General features: G+C 66.3%; 17 protein-coding genes and 1 pseudogene. 11 read left to right on the forward strand and 7 right to left on the reverse strand.

Translation table 11 applies throughout. From position 1 onward, the window contains the following. Positions 1-6 precede the first annotated feature (6 nt). The 4 genes and pseudogenes from AC1D2G_RS14355 to AC1D2G_RS14370 form a co-directional block, all read right to left on the reverse strand. Positions 7-1,023 (reverse strand): ABC transporter permease, encoded by a 1,017-nt coding sequence (locus tag AC1D2G_RS14355; RefSeq protein WP_477226703.1) that lies wholly within the window; start codon positions 1,021-1,023, stop codon positions 7-9. Continuing rightward, positions 1,020-2,093, reverse strand: coding sequence for a sugar ABC transporter ATP-binding protein (locus AC1D2G_RS14360; protein WP_477415133.1), 1,074 nt, complete (start codon positions 2,091-2,093; stop codon positions 1,020-1,022). The genes AC1D2G_RS14355 and AC1D2G_RS14360 overlap by 4 nt, the downstream gene beginning before the upstream one ends. Continuing rightward, positions 2,088-2,516 (reverse strand): annotated as a pseudogene (locus AC1D2G_RS14365) (ATP-binding cassette domain-containing protein); the annotation flags it as partial. The gene AC1D2G_RS14360 and the pseudogene AC1D2G_RS14365, both read right to left, overlap by 6 nt. Positions 2,517-2,796: 280 nt before the next feature. Further along, positions 2,797-3,744, reverse strand: a complete 948-nt coding sequence (locus tag AC1D2G_RS14370) for a substrate-binding domain-containing protein (RefSeq protein ID WP_378917828.1) — start codon at positions 3,742-3,744, stop codon at positions 2,797-2,799. A gap of 377 nt (positions 3,745-4,121) precedes the next feature. On the opposite strand from AC1D2G_RS14370, the gene AC1D2G_RS14375 reads away from it, so the two are divergent. From AC1D2G_RS14375 to AC1D2G_RS14405, 7 genes are all read left to right on the forward strand, one after another. Further along, on the forward strand, positions 4,122-4,457 hold the full coding sequence (locus AC1D2G_RS14375; RefSeq protein ID WP_477414732.1) for an ArsR/SmtB family transcription factor: 336 nt from the start codon (positions 4,122-4,124) through the stop codon (positions 4,455-4,457). Next, a complete protein-coding gene (locus AC1D2G_RS14380) occupies positions 4,454-4,948 on the forward strand; it encodes an SRPBCC family protein (RefSeq protein ID WP_477414734.1) in 495 nt (164 codons plus the stop codon). The genes AC1D2G_RS14375 and AC1D2G_RS14380 overlap by 4 nt, the downstream gene beginning before the upstream one ends. After that, positions 4,938-5,762: an alpha/beta fold hydrolase gene (locus tag AC1D2G_RS14385; RefSeq protein WP_477414736.1), complete on the forward strand. Its 825-nt coding sequence runs from the start codon at positions 4,938-4,940 to the stop codon at positions 5,760-5,762. The genes AC1D2G_RS14380 and AC1D2G_RS14385 overlap by 11 nt, the downstream gene beginning before the upstream one ends. 137 nt (positions 5,763-5,899) lie before the next feature. Then, on the forward strand, positions 5,900-6,691 hold the full coding sequence (locus AC1D2G_RS14390; protein WP_477414738.1) for a pseudouridine synthase: 792 nt from the start codon (positions 5,900-5,902) through the stop codon (positions 6,689-6,691). A 135-nt stretch (positions 6,692-6,826) separates the two neighbouring features. Next, entirely contained in the window at positions 6,827-7,573 is a 747-nt protein-coding gene (locus AC1D2G_RS14395; RefSeq protein ID WP_477414740.1) for an SDR family NAD(P)-dependent oxidoreductase, read from the forward strand. Positions 7,574-7,615: 42 nt separating this feature from the next. Continuing rightward, positions 7,616-8,662: an RNA polymerase subunit sigma-70 gene (locus tag AC1D2G_RS14400; protein WP_477414742.1), complete on the forward strand. Its 1,047-nt coding sequence runs from the start codon at positions 7,616-7,618 to the stop codon at positions 8,660-8,662. A gap of 78 nt (positions 8,663-8,740) precedes the next feature. Beyond that, complete coding sequence (locus AC1D2G_RS14405; protein ID WP_477414744.1) at positions 8,741-9,151, forward strand: VOC family protein; 411 nt, start codon at positions 8,741-8,743, stop codon at positions 9,149-9,151. A 1-nt stretch (position 9,152) separates the two neighbouring features. On the opposite strand, the gene AC1D2G_RS14410 is transcribed toward AC1D2G_RS14405, so the two are convergent. Next, complete coding sequence (locus tag AC1D2G_RS14410; protein WP_477414746.1) at positions 9,153-9,734, reverse strand: histidine phosphatase family protein; 582 nt, start codon at positions 9,732-9,734, stop codon at positions 9,153-9,155. Between the two features lie 204 nt (positions 9,735-9,938). On the opposite strand from AC1D2G_RS14410, the gene AC1D2G_RS14415 reads away from it, so the two are divergent. Further along, positions 9,939-10,388 (forward strand): universal stress protein, encoded by a 450-nt coding sequence (locus AC1D2G_RS14415; RefSeq protein WP_457150572.1) that lies wholly within the window; start codon positions 9,939-9,941, stop codon positions 10,386-10,388. 10 nt (positions 10,389-10,398) lie between these two features. On the opposite strand, the gene AC1D2G_RS14420 is transcribed toward AC1D2G_RS14415, so the two are convergent. Continuing rightward, the gene (locus tag AC1D2G_RS14420; RefSeq protein WP_477414748.1) at positions 10,399-11,148 is read right to left on the reverse strand and encodes a sulfite exporter TauE/SafE family protein; all 750 of its coding nucleotides are present in this window, start codon (positions 11,146-11,148) and stop codon (positions 10,399-10,401) included. Between the two features lie 21 nt (positions 11,149-11,169). After that, the gene (locus tag AC1D2G_RS14425) at positions 11,170-11,361 is read right to left on the reverse strand and encodes a hypothetical protein (RefSeq protein WP_477414750.1); all 192 of its coding nucleotides are present in this window, start codon (positions 11,359-11,361) and stop codon (positions 11,170-11,172) included. A 150-nt stretch (positions 11,362-11,511) separates the two neighbouring features. Here AC1D2G_RS14425 and AC1D2G_RS14430 point away from each other — a divergent pair, with 150 nt between their 5' ends. The 3 genes from AC1D2G_RS14430 to AC1D2G_RS14440 all read left to right on the forward strand — a co-directional run bounded on the left by AC1D2G_RS14430 (position 11,512) and on the right by AC1D2G_RS14440 (position 14,202). Further along, positions 11,512-12,384: a LysR substrate-binding domain-containing protein gene (locus AC1D2G_RS14430; RefSeq protein WP_477414752.1), complete on the forward strand. Its 873-nt coding sequence runs from the start codon at positions 11,512-11,514 to the stop codon at positions 12,382-12,384. A 160-nt stretch (positions 12,385-12,544) separates the two neighbouring features. Further along, positions 12,545-13,045: an Lrp/AsnC family transcriptional regulator gene (locus tag AC1D2G_RS14435; protein WP_095091173.1), complete on the forward strand. Its 501-nt coding sequence runs from the start codon at positions 12,545-12,547 to the stop codon at positions 13,043-13,045. Next, the gene (locus AC1D2G_RS14440; protein ID WP_477414754.1) at positions 13,042-14,202 is read left to right on the forward strand and encodes a saccharopine dehydrogenase family protein; all 1,161 of its coding nucleotides are present in this window, start codon (positions 13,042-13,044) and stop codon (positions 14,200-14,202) included. The genes AC1D2G_RS14435 and AC1D2G_RS14440 overlap by 4 nt, the downstream gene beginning before the upstream one ends. The last annotated feature ends 21 nt before the right edge of the window (positions 14,203-14,223 follow it).

Raw genomic sequence — 14,223 nt, forward strand, 5'->3', positions numbered from 1 at the left:
AAGCGACTATCTTCTCACCCGCGACTTCAGCCAGCGGTCGAACGCCACGGCCAGAATCAGGATCAGGCCGATGACGATGCTTTGCGTGTAGGACGAGACGTTGTTGAACTGCAGCCCGTTCTGCAGCACGCCGATCAGGGCGGCACCCACCACCGTGCCGCCGACCGAGCCGATGCCGCCGAACAGCGAGGTGCCGCCGATGACGACGGCCGAGATCACCGTCAGCTCGTAGCCGATGCCGGCAACCGCTTCCGAGGAGTTGAGCCGCGCCGACAGCACGAAGGCGGCCAGACCGGCGAAGAAACCGACGATGACATAGACCGAGACCAGGATGCGGTCGACCCGCAGGCCCGACAGCCGTGCCGCCTCGGCATTGCCGCCGACGGCATAGACGGCGCGGCCGTAGCGCGTGTAGCGCAGCACGATGTGGCACAGGATCGCGGCCGCCGCGAAGATCAGCGCCGGCACCGGCACCGGGCCGATCAGGCCGGTGCCGAACCAGCGCATCGAAGCGTCGAAGCCCGAGATCGGACCGCCATTGGAAATGGTCAGCGTGAGCCCGCGAAACACCGTCAGCCCGCCCAGCGTGACGACGAAGGGCGGCACTTTCAGCCTGGTGATGGCAAGGCCCTGCACGCCGCCTGCTGCAGCGCCAACCACGACGGCGGCCAGCAATGCGGCGAACCAGCCATAGCCCTGCGTGCCTGAGGTCGACAGCGACAGCGTGTTGGCGGTGCCGCCCTTGGCGACCACGGCGGCGACCATGCCGCAGAAGGCAAGCAGCGAGCCGACCGACAGGTCGATGCCAGCGGTGAGGATGACGAAGGTCATGCCGAGCGCGATCAGCCCAGTAATCGAGATCTGCCGCGTGATGTTGAACAGGTTGATCGGATCGATGAAGCTCGGCTTCAGGACGGTAAAGACGACGACCAGTGCGGCCAGGAACAGCAGCGGCCCAAAGCTCATCAGCAGCCGCGCGATGTTGATGCCGCTACGCTGGTTCTGCTCTCCCGCCACGCTCATCGTGCCTGCCCCGTCGTATCCGGCCCCTTCGTGTCCCGCTTGTCGAGTGCCATCAGTTCCATCAGTTTTTCCTCGCTTGCCTCGATCCCCGGCATCTCGCCGGTGATGCGCCCCCGGCGCATGGTGACGATGCGGTCCGACACCGCCAGCACCTCCGGCAGTTCGGACGAGATCATCATCACCGCGATGCCGCGCGCCGCAAGCTGCACCAGGATTTGGTGCACCTCGGTCTTGGCGCCGACATCGACGCCGCGCGTCGGCTCGTCGACGATCAGCACTTTCGGATCGCGCGCCAGCCAGCGCGCCAGGATCACCTTCTGCTGGTTGCCGCCAGACAGGCCCTCGATCGCCTGTTCGACCGAGGCCATGCGGATCGACAGCATCTTGCGAAAACCGGCAAGCGCGTCGCGTTCGCGCCGCTCGGCCATGAAGCCGAAGCCGTTGCTGAACGTGCCGAGCGAAGCGACGGAGAAATTCGGCAGGATACCGAGTGCGGCAAAGATCGCCTGGTGCTTGCGGTCCTCCGGCACCAGGCCAATGCCGAGTGCTATGGCATCCGCCGGTGACGGGGGAGCGATTGGCTTGCCGTCGAGCGTGATGGTGCCCGCCGCGATGCGGTCGGCGCCGAAAATGGCGCGCGCCAGTTCCGTGCGGCCCGAACCGACGAGGCCGGCGACGCCGAGGATTTCGCCAGCCTTGAGATCGATATCGACGCCGTCGAGCACGATAGCATGCGGCGCCTCGGGGTCGCGCACCGTGCGCAGGCCGCGCACCGACAGCACGACATCGCCGGCGACCGCGCGCTGCGCCGGTCGTGCATAGAGTTCGGACGCCGCGCGGCCAACCATCTTCTCGATGATCTTCGGCAACGCGATCGGCCCGCCCTGGCGGTCGAGGTGCCCGGCCAGCCTGCCATCGCGCAGCACCGTCATGCGGTCGCAGATGGCGGAGGCCTCCTCCAGCCGGTGAGTGACGAACATGATGGCGACCTTGTCCCTGCGCAGCCGGTCCATGATCGACAGCAGCCGCTGCACCTCGGTCTCGGTCAGCGCCGAGGTCGGTTCGTCCATGATGATCAGCCGACTTTCCAGCGACAGCGCACGGGCAATCTCGACCAGCTGCTGTTCGGCCACCGACAGCGCCGACACCAGCGTCATCGGATCGATGGAGAGACCGACGCGGGCGATGATCGCCCGGGAATCTTCCTCCATCTTGCGCCAGCTGACCAGCCCGAGCGGACCGATCGGTGCGCGGCCGATAAAGATGTTCTCCGCCACCGTCAGAGTCGGGATCAGGCTCAGCTCCTGGTAGATGGTGACGATGCCGAGCCGCTTGGCATCCTGGGGACTGGACGGATGATAGTCGGTGCCGTCGAAAATGATGAGCCCGCTCGACGGCGGCATGACGCCCGACAGGATCTTGAGCAGCGTCGACTTGCCGGCGCCGTTTTCCCCAAGCAGGCCGAGGATTTCGCCCGGCCGGATGTCGAGCGAGACGTCGCTCAGCGCGGTGACGCCGGAGAAATGCTTGGTGACGCCCTCGACGGCAAGCAGGATGGGCGGTGACGATACGGCTTCAGCTAACGGCAATGGTTGCTCCCTGAGTCATCGAACGTCAGCGCTGCCCCTCACCTTACCCTCTCCCCGGAGACGGGGAGAGGGGGTCGCCAGCGTCAGGCCGATTCCCTTCTCCCCGTCGCTACACGGGGAGAAGGTGCCGGCAGGCGGATGAGGGGCGGCGCCAGCTTCAGCGATCTGTGCGCAACCTGCCCCACTACTTGGTCTCGCCAATCCGCTCGGCCTTGTCGAGATTGTCCTTGCCGATGACGATTGGCGTCAACAGCACCAGCTTCTCCTTCGGCTCGGTCTTGTCCTTGGCGTAAGCCACCGCGATGCGTACCGCCGTGCGCGACTGTTCGCCGGGGAACTGCTCGACGGTGCCGGCGAGCTTGCCGTCACGTACAGCGACCAGAGCTTCCGGCAGCGCGTCGAAGCCGTAGATTTTCACGTCGGTGAAGTTGCGCGCCGCACACGCCTCCATGGCGCCGAGCGCCATGTCGTCATTGGCGCAGACGATGGCATCCGGCTTGCCGTTGGCGGCAAGGCCGGCCTCGGTCACTGACAGCGCCTCAGCGCGCGCGAAGTTGGCAGTCTGCTCGAATACGATCTGGTACTTGTCCTTCAACGGGTCGAGCACATTGTGGACACCCTTGTTGCGATCGATCGCCGGGCCGGCGCCGGGCTGACCCTGCAGATGGAAGATCTTGGCGCCATTGGGGAACGCCGCCACCATGGCGTTGGCCTCCGCCTCCCCGCCCTTGACGTTGTCGGCGCCGACATGGGCCAAAATGCCTTCGACGCCGTCGACGCGGCGGTCGATCGTCACCACGGGAACACCGGCCTTGACCGCTTCCTCGATTGCCGGCGCCAGCGCGTTGACGTCGAGCGGCGAGATGACGATGGCGTTGACCTTCTGCACCAGCGCCGCCTCGATGTCGGCAGTCTGCTTGGTGGCCGAGTTCTGGCCGTCGCTCTCGGTCAGGTTGACGCCTTGCGCGGCAGCCTCGGCCTTGATCTCGTTCAGCATGTGCACGAAGAACGGAAAGCCGAGATTGGGCACCGAGCCGAGGATGGTGAGCTTGTCCTCGGCAAACACCGAGGGCGCGGCAAGCATCATGGCGCCAAAGGCCGCGGACGACAGCAGGAATTCACGTCTGTTCATAGGGTTCCTCCTCCACAGGGACGCATCATCCCCAAGGCCGTGATTGGTCTTGGGAAGGGATCATGCGCCGGTTCAAAGTGTTGGAGCATCCTCCGTGCGCCCGAAAACGCGTGCCGCTCCAGCTGGTCGCCGCTGTTGAAAAGTGCCTCCCATCGACGTCAGCACGGGGATGCTAACCCAGGGTCATCCGTTTGCGCAATAATCGATAGAACGGAACTGTTGGGCAAATTATCGGAATTGTCGGATTTTTGGATTTCTGGGGCCGGCAACGCCTTGCCCTTCGCGGCCAGCGTCCTGTTTGCGAGCGTTTTCCCGATTGACGCGGCAAGCGGCGTCTTTTATAGAACCAAATAGTTCCAGAACTAAATGGTTCCGTAATGGCAATTCAAATCTCCCTCGACGACACATTTGCCGCGCTGGCCGACCCGACGCGCCGCGCCATCCTTGCCCGGCTGCTCGACGGCGAAGCCTCGGTCGCCGAACTGGCGCAACCTTTCGCGCTGACCGTGCGGGCGATCTCCAAGCATGTCGGCGTGCTGGAGCAGGCAGGCCTGGTCACCCGCAGCCGGTCGGCGCAAAAGCATCTGAGCCGCATCGAACTCAAGCCGCTGCGCGACATCGACCGCTGGCTGGACGGCTATCGCAAGCTTTGGGAAGGCCGCTTCGACCGCATGGAGGACTTGTTGCGGCGCGACGCGGACAAACCGGAATGAGCGCGCCCATGGCCTCGACGGACGACCGCAGCTTTGCCATCGAGCGGACTTTCCACGCCCCGGTCGAGCGTGTCTTCCGGCTGTGGACCGATCCTGCGCTGGTGGCGCAATGGTGGGGCATCAAGGACTGCACCATCCCGCATTGTGTGCTCGACCTGCGCGTCGGCGGCCGCTGGCGCATCGACATGCGCACCTCGAGCGGCGCGCTCTACCGCAACCAGGGCAGCTATCTCGAAATCGTGGAGAACAGCCGACTGGTCTATTCCGACGAGCCGGATCCCGAATTGCGCGAATGGGCCGGCAAGCCGCCTGGGCAAAGCCGCCATACGGTGATCTTCACACCGGATGCGCAGCGAACCCACGTCCATTTCGAGGTGACGCTGGCCAGCGTTGCCGACCGCGAGCGCCTGCTGGCGCTCGGCATGCGCGGCGGCTGGACGCAGAGCTTCGACCGGCTCGAGCAGCTGATAGGAGGCAACCATGCTGGCTGAAAACGCTGAGCCGACCACGCAGGCCGTCCTGTCGCGGGATGGAACGCCGATCGCCTGCGAGCGCCGTGGCCGGGGCCATCCGCTCATCCTGGTCGACGGCGCGCTCTGTTCCCGCACCATGGGCCCGAGCCTTCCACTCGCCAGGGCGCTTGAAGGCAGCTTCACCGTGTTCCGCTACGACCGCCGTGGCCGTGGCGACAGCGGCGACACCACGCCCTACGCGGTCGAACGCGAGGTCGACGACATCGAGGCCGTGCTCCAGGCAGCCGGCGGCAGGGCGTTCGTCTGGGGCATGTCGTCAGGCGCCATGCTGGCGCTGATGGCGGCAAGCCGCCTGCCCGGCATCGGCAAGCTGGCGCTCTACGAAGCGCCGCTGATCGTCGACGACAGCCGCGAGACCACGCAAGGCGACTGGGCAACGATCCGGGCCGCGATCGCTGAAGACCGGCGCGGCGACGCGGTGACCGCCTTCCTCAGATCGGTCGGCATGCCCGGCCTGCTGATTGTCCTCATGCGGCTGACGCCGATCTGGTCGAAGCTCAAGGCGGTGGCGCATACATTGCCCTATGACGGCGCCATCGTCGCCGGCGATCAACGCGGCAAGATGCTAGACCCTGCCCGCTGGGCTTCGGTGCACGTGCCGATCCTGGTGACCGATGGCGGCAAGAGCCCGCTCTGGATGCAGCGTGGCAACAAGGCGCTGGCCGAGGCGTTGCCCAATGCCCGCTACCGGACGCTGGCCGGCCAGAACCACATGCTGAAACCCGCCGGGCACGCACCCGTGCTGACGGCGTTCTTCAACGGGCGGGAATAGCCTCTTCCCGGAAGAGCAGCTTCGTGGAAGGAGACAGCCCGCCATCGTCGCATGTGAGCGGGCCTCGCCGCATCCGGCTTGCGAAACCGTCGTGGCCCGTGGCATCTGTCTGACACAACGGACCGATCCCCAGCAGCATGGCAGCACGACCACCACCGCCCAACAGCAGGCCACCTGCCCGCAACGCTAGCACTGGCAAGCCGCACACTGGCAAACCGCCTGGCGTCAGCCTCAACCGCGCTTTGTCGAAGCTCGGCCTGTGCTCACGCACGCAGGCCGAGGTGCTGATCGCGGAGGGACGCGTGCGCGTCGGCGGCAAGGTGGTGCGCAATGCGGCCTTTCGCGTCGACCTCAACCGCGACCGCATCGTCGTCGACGACCGGCCCGTGGTTGCCGAGCGCAAGGTCTATCTCATCCTCAACAAGCCGCGCGGTATGGTTACCACCCGCGACGACCCGCAACAGCGCGACACCGTCTATGCTTGCCTCGACGGGCTCGACCTGCCCTTCGTCTCGCCGGTCGGCCGGCTCGACAAGGCGAGCGAAGGCTTGCTGTTGATGACCAACGACACCCAGTTTGCCAACCGGCTGATGGACCCAGCCTCGCATCTGCCCAAGACCTACCACGTGCAGATCGGCACGGTGCCCGACGCCGCGATGCTGGAAGGATTGCGCGCCGGCGTGACCGTCGACGGCGAGACCCTGACCACGAACGCGATCGAGCTTCTGCGCAGCGGCGGCCGCACCGCCTGGCTGGAGATCGTGCTCGACGAGGGCCGTAACCGCCACATCCGCCGCCTGCTGGCCGCGCATGACATCGAAGTGCTGCGGCTGATCCGCATCGCCATCGGCCGCCTGCTGCTCGGCGACCTCGCCAAGGGCACGGCGCGGCACCTGACGCCGGAGGAATTGGCGCTGCTGGCGGAGTAAGTGGCAGGTGCAGGCCCCTTCAACCGCGACACCTCCAAAAAATTCTTGCCCCTCACCGATGATTTCCGCTCACCCGCGCTGTCCTGATCTACAGGCGCTGGAATGGTCCGGCGGCCGGAAGAAACGAGGTGATCCATGGCATCGTTACAAGGTCAGAATGTCGTCGTCGTCGGAGGCAGCCGGGGCGTCGGCCGCGCGATCGTCGAAACCACACTCAGCGAGGGCGCGACGGTGCTCGCCGTAGCCCGGGGTGCAGCCGATCTGAAGCAGCTGTCCTGGGAGAAACCCAGAGTGAAGACGTTGGCGGTCGACGCCACGCAGGAGACCGCGCCCGATGCGGTGTTCGCCGCGCTGGAGCCGGATGTTCTGGTGATCTGCGCCGGCGCCCTTGCCCCGTCGGCGCCGGTCCAGGACCAAAGCTGGGACGACTTCTCCGCGAACTGGGACATGGACGTCAAGGCATCGTTCCTGTTTTGCAAGGCCGCACTTCAGGGCCGGCTGAAGCCGGGTAGCCGGGTGGTGCTGATCTCCAGTGGCGCGGCGCTCAGCGGCGGGCCGCCGAACTCCGGCGGCTACTCCGGCGCCAAGCGCATGCAGATGTTCCTTGCCGCCCATTGCCAGAAGGAAGCCGACCGGCTCGGCCTTGGCCTGCGCTTCATGGCGCTGGTGCCGATGCGGATCATGCCGGACACCGGCGTCGGCCAGCGCGGCATCGACGGCGTGTCGGCCTATCTCGGCATCAGCCCGGCGGATTTCCTCGCCAGCATGACCGACATGCAGACACCGGCCGATGTCGGGCACGCCGTGGTCACGCTCGCCGGTGGCAAGCTGCAAGGCGTCTCCTTCACCGTCAGCGGCAGCGGACTTGCGGCGGCGGCATGAGGCGCGCAGGATGCCGGTCGAATTCAACACAATGGGCTCGACATGACAGACGCTCCTGGCCCGCTTGAGCCAATGGGCGAGCAGGGCCAGCCGATCCTCGACCGGCTGGCCTTCGAGCGCCTGACAATGGCCCATCGCCGCGCACTCAAGCTGCACTGCTACCGGATGATGGGCACGCTGCACGAGGCCGACGACCTCGTCCAGGACACGTTCCTGAAAGCCTGGCGCGGCAGGTCGCAATTCGATGGCCGCGGCTCGTTGCGCGGCTGGCTCTACACCATCGCCACCAACAGCTGCCTCAACGCCATCAAGGCGAGGTCATCGACGCATCGCATTGTCGAGCAGCCCGGAAGGCCGCCGTCCGAGGGGCGCGCCGCCGCCGGGCCCGCCGCCGAACTCGCCTGGCTGGAGCCCTACCCGGACACCGAGCTGCCGGACCTTATCGACGGCGAGCCGGGCCCGGAAGCCCGCTACGAGACCCGCGAAGCGGTGCAGCTCGCCTTCGTCGCCGCGATCCAGTCCTTGCCGCCCAGGCAGCGCGCCGCCCTTTTGCTGTGCGACGTGCTGGGCTGGTCGGCGCTCGAGAGCGCGCAATTGCTGGGCGGCTCCGCCGCTTCGATCAACAGCGCCCTGCAGCGGGCCCGCGCAACGCTTGGGGCACGCTATCCGCAGGGGCGTCCGCTGCAGCGATCGCGGCCCTCCGGCGAAGAGGGCCTGCTGCTGGAGCGCTACATGCAGGCCTGGCAGTCCGCCAACCTCGACGGCTTCATCGAGCTGCTGCGCGAGGACGCCACCTATCACATGCCGCCATGGCTGGACTGGTATCAGGGCCGCCAGGCGATCCAAGGTTTCTTCAAGACTGTCTGGGGCAATTTCGCCGGCTACCAGCCGGTCGCCACCCGCGCGAACGGCCAGCCCGCGGTCGCGATCTATGCGCGACGCCATCAGGATTCCGAATGGCGTGCCCAGTCGCTGCATATCATCGAGCCGGCCGACGGCGGGATCGCTTCGCTGACGGTCTATGTCGGCCCGCTCGGCCCCGACCTTTTTGCTCCATTCGGCCTGCCGCCTGTCTGGCCGGCCTCCTGACGGGAAGCTGTCAGGAGGGCTGGTCTATATCTGCGCACGAGCCCGACGGTGGCTCCAGCAAATCAGGGAGCAAATGCGATGAATTTCGTCTCGGTCCGCATCATCACGTCGGATGTCCAGCGCCTCGTGCGATTCTACGGCGAGATCACCGGCATGCCCGTGACGATCTACACCGAAGACTTCGCCGAACTGGCGACACCGGCCTGCACGCTGGCGATCGGCAGCACGCGTACCTTGCAGCTGTTCGGCGGCGACGTCGCCCGCCCCGCCGACAACCACACCGCCATCATCGAATTCCGCGTCGGCGATGTCGATGCGGAATTCGCCAGGCTGTCCGACACCATCAAGGACGCAACCGTGCAGAAGCCGACCACCATGCCCTGGGGCAACCGCTCTTTGCTGTTCCGCGACCCGGACGGCAATCTGGTGAACTTCTTCACGCCCGTGACCGCCGACGCGATCAAGAAGTTCGACAAGGTTGTCGCGTGACTTATTTCTGATTCCACTTGCGAATTGCCGGCTCGGTCAGATCGTGCTCGTAGCCGAGCACGCTGATGCTTGCGGTGTCCAGCACGAACAGCGCGCCGCCTTCCGGCGGCAGGCCTATCCAGCGCGCCGCCAGCACGCGCAGGAAATGCGCACTGGAAAACACCAGAATGTCGGCATTGGCCTTGCGCAGCGCGGCGATGATCGTGTCGGCCCGGGCGCCGACATCGGCCGCCGTCTCGCCCTTCGGGCAGCCATCGCGAAACACGTTCCAGCCAGGCCGCTCGGCCAGGATCTGTTTTGTCGTCAGCCCTTCATAGGCGCCGTAGTCCCACTCCTGCAGATCGTCGTTCTTGACGCTCTCGGCGCCGAAGCCGGCCAGCACGCTGGTGTTGTAGGCACGCTGCGACGGGCTCGACCATACGGCCGAAAACGACAGGCCTTTCAACCGCTCGGCGACGCCGCGCGCCGCAGCCTCGCCGGCCGGCGTCAGCGGCATGTCGGTGCGGCCGGTGTGCTGCCCCGAAAGGCTCCACGCCGTCTCGCCATGCCGGACCAGATGGATCTGCGGATATGCGCTGCTCATATGGGTGTCCCTCAAATCGCCGGCACCTTAGAGGAGGACACAGCAAAGGGGAATCCGGCCAACGCGAAAGTGTGCAATCGCCTGGCCTTGATCCGCATCGAACTGGCCCCTGTGACGAGCCCGGTGGCGCAACTATATCAAGGTCAGCCTACGGGCTCTCACCACCACAAGGGCAACGGCCCTTGCACAACAGGTCACATCATCATGTACACACATTTGCTGATCGCCACGGACGGATCGGAACTGGCCGACAAGGGCGTTGCCCACGGCCTGGCGCTGGCCAGCCGCCTCGGCGCCACCGTTACCTTTGTCCACGTCACCGAGCCATTCCCGATCTTCGCCTGGGGCGGCACCATGGCCGGCTATGCCGCCGGCGATGAATTCGTCGCCTATCAGGAAGGCGGTCGACGATACGCCAAGGACGTGCTCGACAAATGCAAGGCGTCGGCAGAGCTGGCGAATGTGCGCGCCGAGGTGGTGCATATCGAGGACAAGAAGCCCGCCGAGGCGATCCTGGAATTGTCGAAGGCTGAGGGCTGCGACCTGATCGTGATGGCCTCGCACGGCCGCCGGGGACTGGGCAGGCTGCTGTTGGGAAGCCAGACCGCGGAGGTGCTGTCCTTAACCGAAATCCCGGTCCTGGTGGTTCGGTAGGCCTGCGCGGCTAAAACACCACCTCCCCCGCGAGATAGACCCCCAGCGCCAGCAGGCCGACGAAGAACACCGTGCGAAAGGTCTCGACGCTCATCCGCTGGCGCAGCGCCTGGCCGACGACCATGCCGGCCAGCGCCGGCGCCAGGGCTGCGACCGATCCCGCCAGTTGCATCGTCGGCGATGCGAAAGCTCCCGTTCTGAACAGTCCGATGGCCAGCGCTGCTGTCGAGACAGTGAAGGAAAGGCCGAGCGCCTGGATCAGGTCTTCCCTGTCCAGCCGCAGCGATTGCAGATAGGGCACGGCCGGGATGACGAAGACGCCGGTGGCGCCGGTGACCAGCCCGGTCGCCACGCCGACCAGTGGCGACGCCCAAGCCTCGTGGCGCGCCGGCGTGGTGAAGCCGGCCCTGGCGAGGCCGACAAGCGCATAAAGCACCAGCGCCGCGCCCAGCCCCGCCGAGGCAAATTCCGTGTGCGAGCCGGTCAAAAGGCCGGCGCCGGCGACGGTGCCGAGCACGACACCGGCCATCATCGTCCACAGCCGCTTGCACAGGCCGCCGAACGACGGACCCGTCAACAATTGCCAGAGGTTGGTGACCAGCGACGGGATCAGCAGCAAGGCGACGGCTTGCGCCGGCGGCATCGTCACCGCCAGCAGCCCCATCGCCACGGTCGGCAAACCCATGCCGACGACGCCCTTGACCACGCCGGCGGCGAGAAAGACAGCGCCAATCCAGGCGAGGACACCGGCGCTCAGCACGATCGCACCTTCAGGGCAGGGTCACTCATGCAGCAGCATGTCCGTGGCATCGGCCTCAGGGCTGGACGGCGCGGCATCGCGGCTGACGGAGGTCGTCGCACATCCCCCCAGTCCGGGCTCCGCCCGCACCATCGCAAGGCAAGCCACGGCGACGGCCAGAATGATCGCCGTGCTTTCAAGAATGCCGGGCCGGCCTGATGCTCGTTCGCTCATCGCACATCTCCACCCGAAACTGTTTGACGCAGATGCGGGCCGGTCACAATGTGGAAATTGTACTGTCAGCCTTCGGCCAGGACGAAGGCTGACCCATGGAAGAAGTCCCTGGCCTTGCCTGGCAGCCGAACCGTTTGCAGGAGCAAAAAAATGCGCTTCGATCTGGTCGATCTCCGGCTGTTCCTGCTGGTGGCCGAGCGCGGCAGCATCACCCATGGCGCCGAACTCGCCGGCCTTGCCCTGGCCTCGGCCAGCGCCCGCATCAAGGGCATGGAGGATCGCCTCGGCGCGCCGCTGCTGGAACGCCGCCGCCGTGGCGTGGTGCCGACGGCGGCCGGACAGGCGCTGCTGCACCATGCGCGCACCGTGCAGAACCAGATCGAGGCGATGGCCGGCGACCTCGGCGCCTACGCCACCGGCCTTCGCGCCCGCGTCCGGCTGCTCGCCAACACCGCCGCCACCGGTGAGCTGCTGCGTGGTGTCCTGCCGGCTTTCCTTGTCACGCATCCCCAGGTCGACATCGATCTCGACGAGCGCCCCAGCCATGAGATCGCCGAGGCGGTGGCCAGCGGTGCGGCCGATCTCGGCATCGCCGCGACCTGGGCTGGCCTGTCACATCTCGAGCAGAAACCGTTCTTCATCGACCGGCTGGTGGTGGTCGCCGCGCGGAACTGGCCCGGACTGGAAGGCCGCACCACCAGCCTCGCCGACATTCTCGGTGAACCCTTCGTCGGGCTCGGCACAGGCCATGCGCTGCAGGAGCACGTCACACGCCAGGCCGCCCGCCTTGGCGGTCATCTGCATATCCGCATCCGAGTGCCCGGCCTCGACAATGTCTGCCGGCTCGTCGCGCAGGGCGCCGGCATCGCCATCGTGCCGGAAAGTGCGGCGCGCCACTCGGCACGCACGCTGCGCAGCCTGCGGCTCACCGACGACTGGGCAACACGCCAGCTCAATCTGTGCGCCCGCCGCTTCGACGAATTGACGCCACAAGCGAAATTGCTGGCCGCTGCGCTGGTCTGAACCCGGCAACCCAGTGGCGCAACCGCAACCGCGCCAGAAGACGCACCATGCCACTTGGTGCGAAAACAACACCTTGCTTTTCAAAAATTCGTGACATAGCTTGTTTTCATATAGGCAAATAATTTGCCGATCTTTTTTCTTTTTATGAAAGACAGAGCCTTTGCGGGAACATCTCGATCTGACCGATCGGCGGCTGGTCAAACAGCTGTCGCAGGACGCGCAGCCGGGCATCAACCGCCTCGCCGAGATGTTGGCGATTTCGGTGCCGACGGTGCGCACGCGGCTGCGCAACCTGCTCGACCGCAATCTGCTGAAGATCGTCGGGCTCTTGAACCTGACCGAGCGCCCCGAGCTAATCTCGGCCATTGTCGGTATCAATGCGCAAGGACGCGGCCGGGCCCGCGAGCTGGCGCAGCGCATTTCCGAACTGCCCTTCGTCAACTCGGCTTCGGTGGTCACCGGGCGCTTCGACATCATCGTCGACGTGACCGTGGCCGGTGACGTCGCCGATCTCTACCGCGTCACCAGCGAGCTGATCCCGGGGGCCGGCGAGCCGGGCGAAGTCGTTCGCAGCGAGACCTTCGTCGTCATGGCGTCCTGCAACAAATGGGTCAGCCTGCCGGAAGGCTGCTGGTCGGACGATCGCAAGGAGCCGGCATGAGAATAGCGGTTCTCGGCGGCCTCGGCCTGCAAGGCCGGGCGGCCATCGCCGATCTCGTCGCCAGCGGTGCCGAGGAGGTGGTTTGCGTCGACACGGCGCCGGACGGTGCGGCTCGCCTTGACGGCCTGACCGACCTTGCCCGCGTGCGCTTCGTGGTACCGCAGGGCGCGATCGGCCCGGCGCTAACCGGCGTGCTGGCGGACACCGACGCCGTCATCGACCTGTTGCCGCAGCCGCTGATGCGTGAGGCGGTCCAGGCCGCGATCGCAACGCGCACGCCGCTGGTCACCACCAATTACGGCAAGGCCATCGCCCACCTGGCACCGGCCGCCGAACAGGCTGGTGTGCCGATCATGGCCGAATGCGGGCTCGATCCCGGCATCGACCTGGTGCTCTACGCGCGCGCCGCAAGGCAGTTCGATACCATCGCCGCGATCGATTCCTATTGCGGCGGCATCCCCGAGCCGAAGGCGATGGCCAAGCCCCTGTGCTACAAGGTGAGCTGGAACTTCGACATGGTTCTGGTCAGCCAGAACCGCGACAGCGTGATGATCGAGGACGGCGAACGCGTCGCGGTGCCGGCCGGCCGGCAGCATGACAACCCCTTCATCCATGAGATCGAGGTGGCGGGCCTGGGCGCATTGGAAGCCTTCCCCAATGGCGATGCGTTGCACTATGTCGAGATGCTGGACGCGGCAAAAGGGCTGCGCCGCTCGGGCCGCTATACGCTGCGCTGGCCGGGATGGTCGGCCTTCTGGGCGCCGCTGAAGGAGCTCGGCTTCCTCTCCGAAGACAAGGTGCCCGGCACCGGCTCCAGCCCGCGCGAATTCCTCGGCCGGCTGCTCGGGCCCCAATTGCAGTACGGCCCTGGTGAAAAGGATCTTTGCGTGATGCGCAATGTCTTTTCCGGCCTCGAAGGCGGCCGCCGCAAGACGGTGACCTCGGACCTGATCATCGAGCGCGACCTGGCCTCCGGCCTGTTCGGCATGAGCCTCGGCGTCGGCTATCCCGCCAGCATCGTGGCGCAGATGCTGGCGCGGCGCGAGATCACCAAACCAGGCCTGCTCAGCCCGCTGCTCGATGTGCCCGATGGCCGCTTCTTCGACGAGTTGGCCAGGCGCGGCATCACTGTGACCGAGACGGTGGCCTGGGACTGAGGATTTTCGAACGGTGGCTGC

Source organism: Mesorhizobium sp. P2_C7, from assembly GCF_056404515.1.

Excerpts from the sequence above, each read along its gene's own strand:
- AC1D2G_RS14395 (WP_477414740.1), top strand. The coding sequence starts at position 6,827 with ATGGCATCGTTACAAGGTCAGAATGTCGTCGTCGTCGGAGGCAGCCGG.
- AC1D2G_RS14430 (WP_477414752.1), top strand. The coding sequence starts at position 11,512 with ATGCGCTTCGATCTGGTCGATCTCCGGCTGTTCCTGCTGGTGGCCGAG.
- AC1D2G_RS14355 (WP_477226703.1), bottom strand. The coding sequence starts at position 1,023 with ATGAGCGTGGCGGGAGAGCAGAACCAGCGTAGCGGCATCAACATCGCG.
- AC1D2G_RS14415 (WP_457150572.1), top strand. The coding sequence starts at position 9,939 with ATGTACACACATTTGCTGATCGCCACGGACGGATCGGAACTGGCCGAC.
- AC1D2G_RS14390 (WP_477414738.1), top strand. The coding sequence starts at position 5,900 with ATGGCAGCACGACCACCACCGCCCAACAGCAGGCCACCTGCCCGCAAC.
- AC1D2G_RS14380 (WP_477414734.1), top strand. The coding sequence starts at position 4,454 with ATGAGCGCGCCCATGGCCTCGACGGACGACCGCAGCTTTGCCATCGAG.
- AC1D2G_RS14400 (WP_477414742.1), top strand. The coding sequence starts at position 7,616 with ATGACAGACGCTCCTGGCCCGCTTGAGCCAATGGGCGAGCAGGGCCAG.
- AC1D2G_RS14385 (WP_477414736.1), top strand. The coding sequence starts at position 4,938 with ATGCTGGCTGAAAACGCTGAGCCGACCACGCAGGCCGTCCTGTCGCGG.
- AC1D2G_RS14375 (WP_477414732.1), top strand. The coding sequence starts at position 4,122 with ATGGCAATTCAAATCTCCCTCGACGACACATTTGCCGCGCTGGCCGAC.
- AC1D2G_RS14360 (WP_477415133.1), bottom strand. The coding sequence starts at position 2,093 with ATGGACGAACCGACCTCGGCGCTGACCGAGACCGAGGTGCAGCGGCTG.
- AC1D2G_RS14405 (WP_477414744.1), top strand. The coding sequence starts at position 8,741 with ATGAATTTCGTCTCGGTCCGCATCATCACGTCGGATGTCCAGCGCCTC.
- AC1D2G_RS14410 (WP_477414746.1), bottom strand. The coding sequence starts at position 9,734 with ATGAGCAGCGCATATCCGCAGATCCATCTGGTCCGGCATGGCGAGACG.
- AC1D2G_RS14425 (WP_477414750.1), bottom strand. The coding sequence starts at position 11,361 with ATGAGCGAACGAGCATCAGGCCGGCCCGGCATTCTTGAAAGCACGGCG.
- AC1D2G_RS14370 (WP_378917828.1), bottom strand. The coding sequence starts at position 3,744 with ATGAACAGACGTGAATTCCTGCTGTCGTCCGCGGCCTTTGGCGCCATG.
- AC1D2G_RS14440 (WP_477414754.1), top strand. The coding sequence starts at position 13,042 with ATGAGAATAGCGGTTCTCGGCGGCCTCGGCCTGCAAGGCCGGGCGGCC.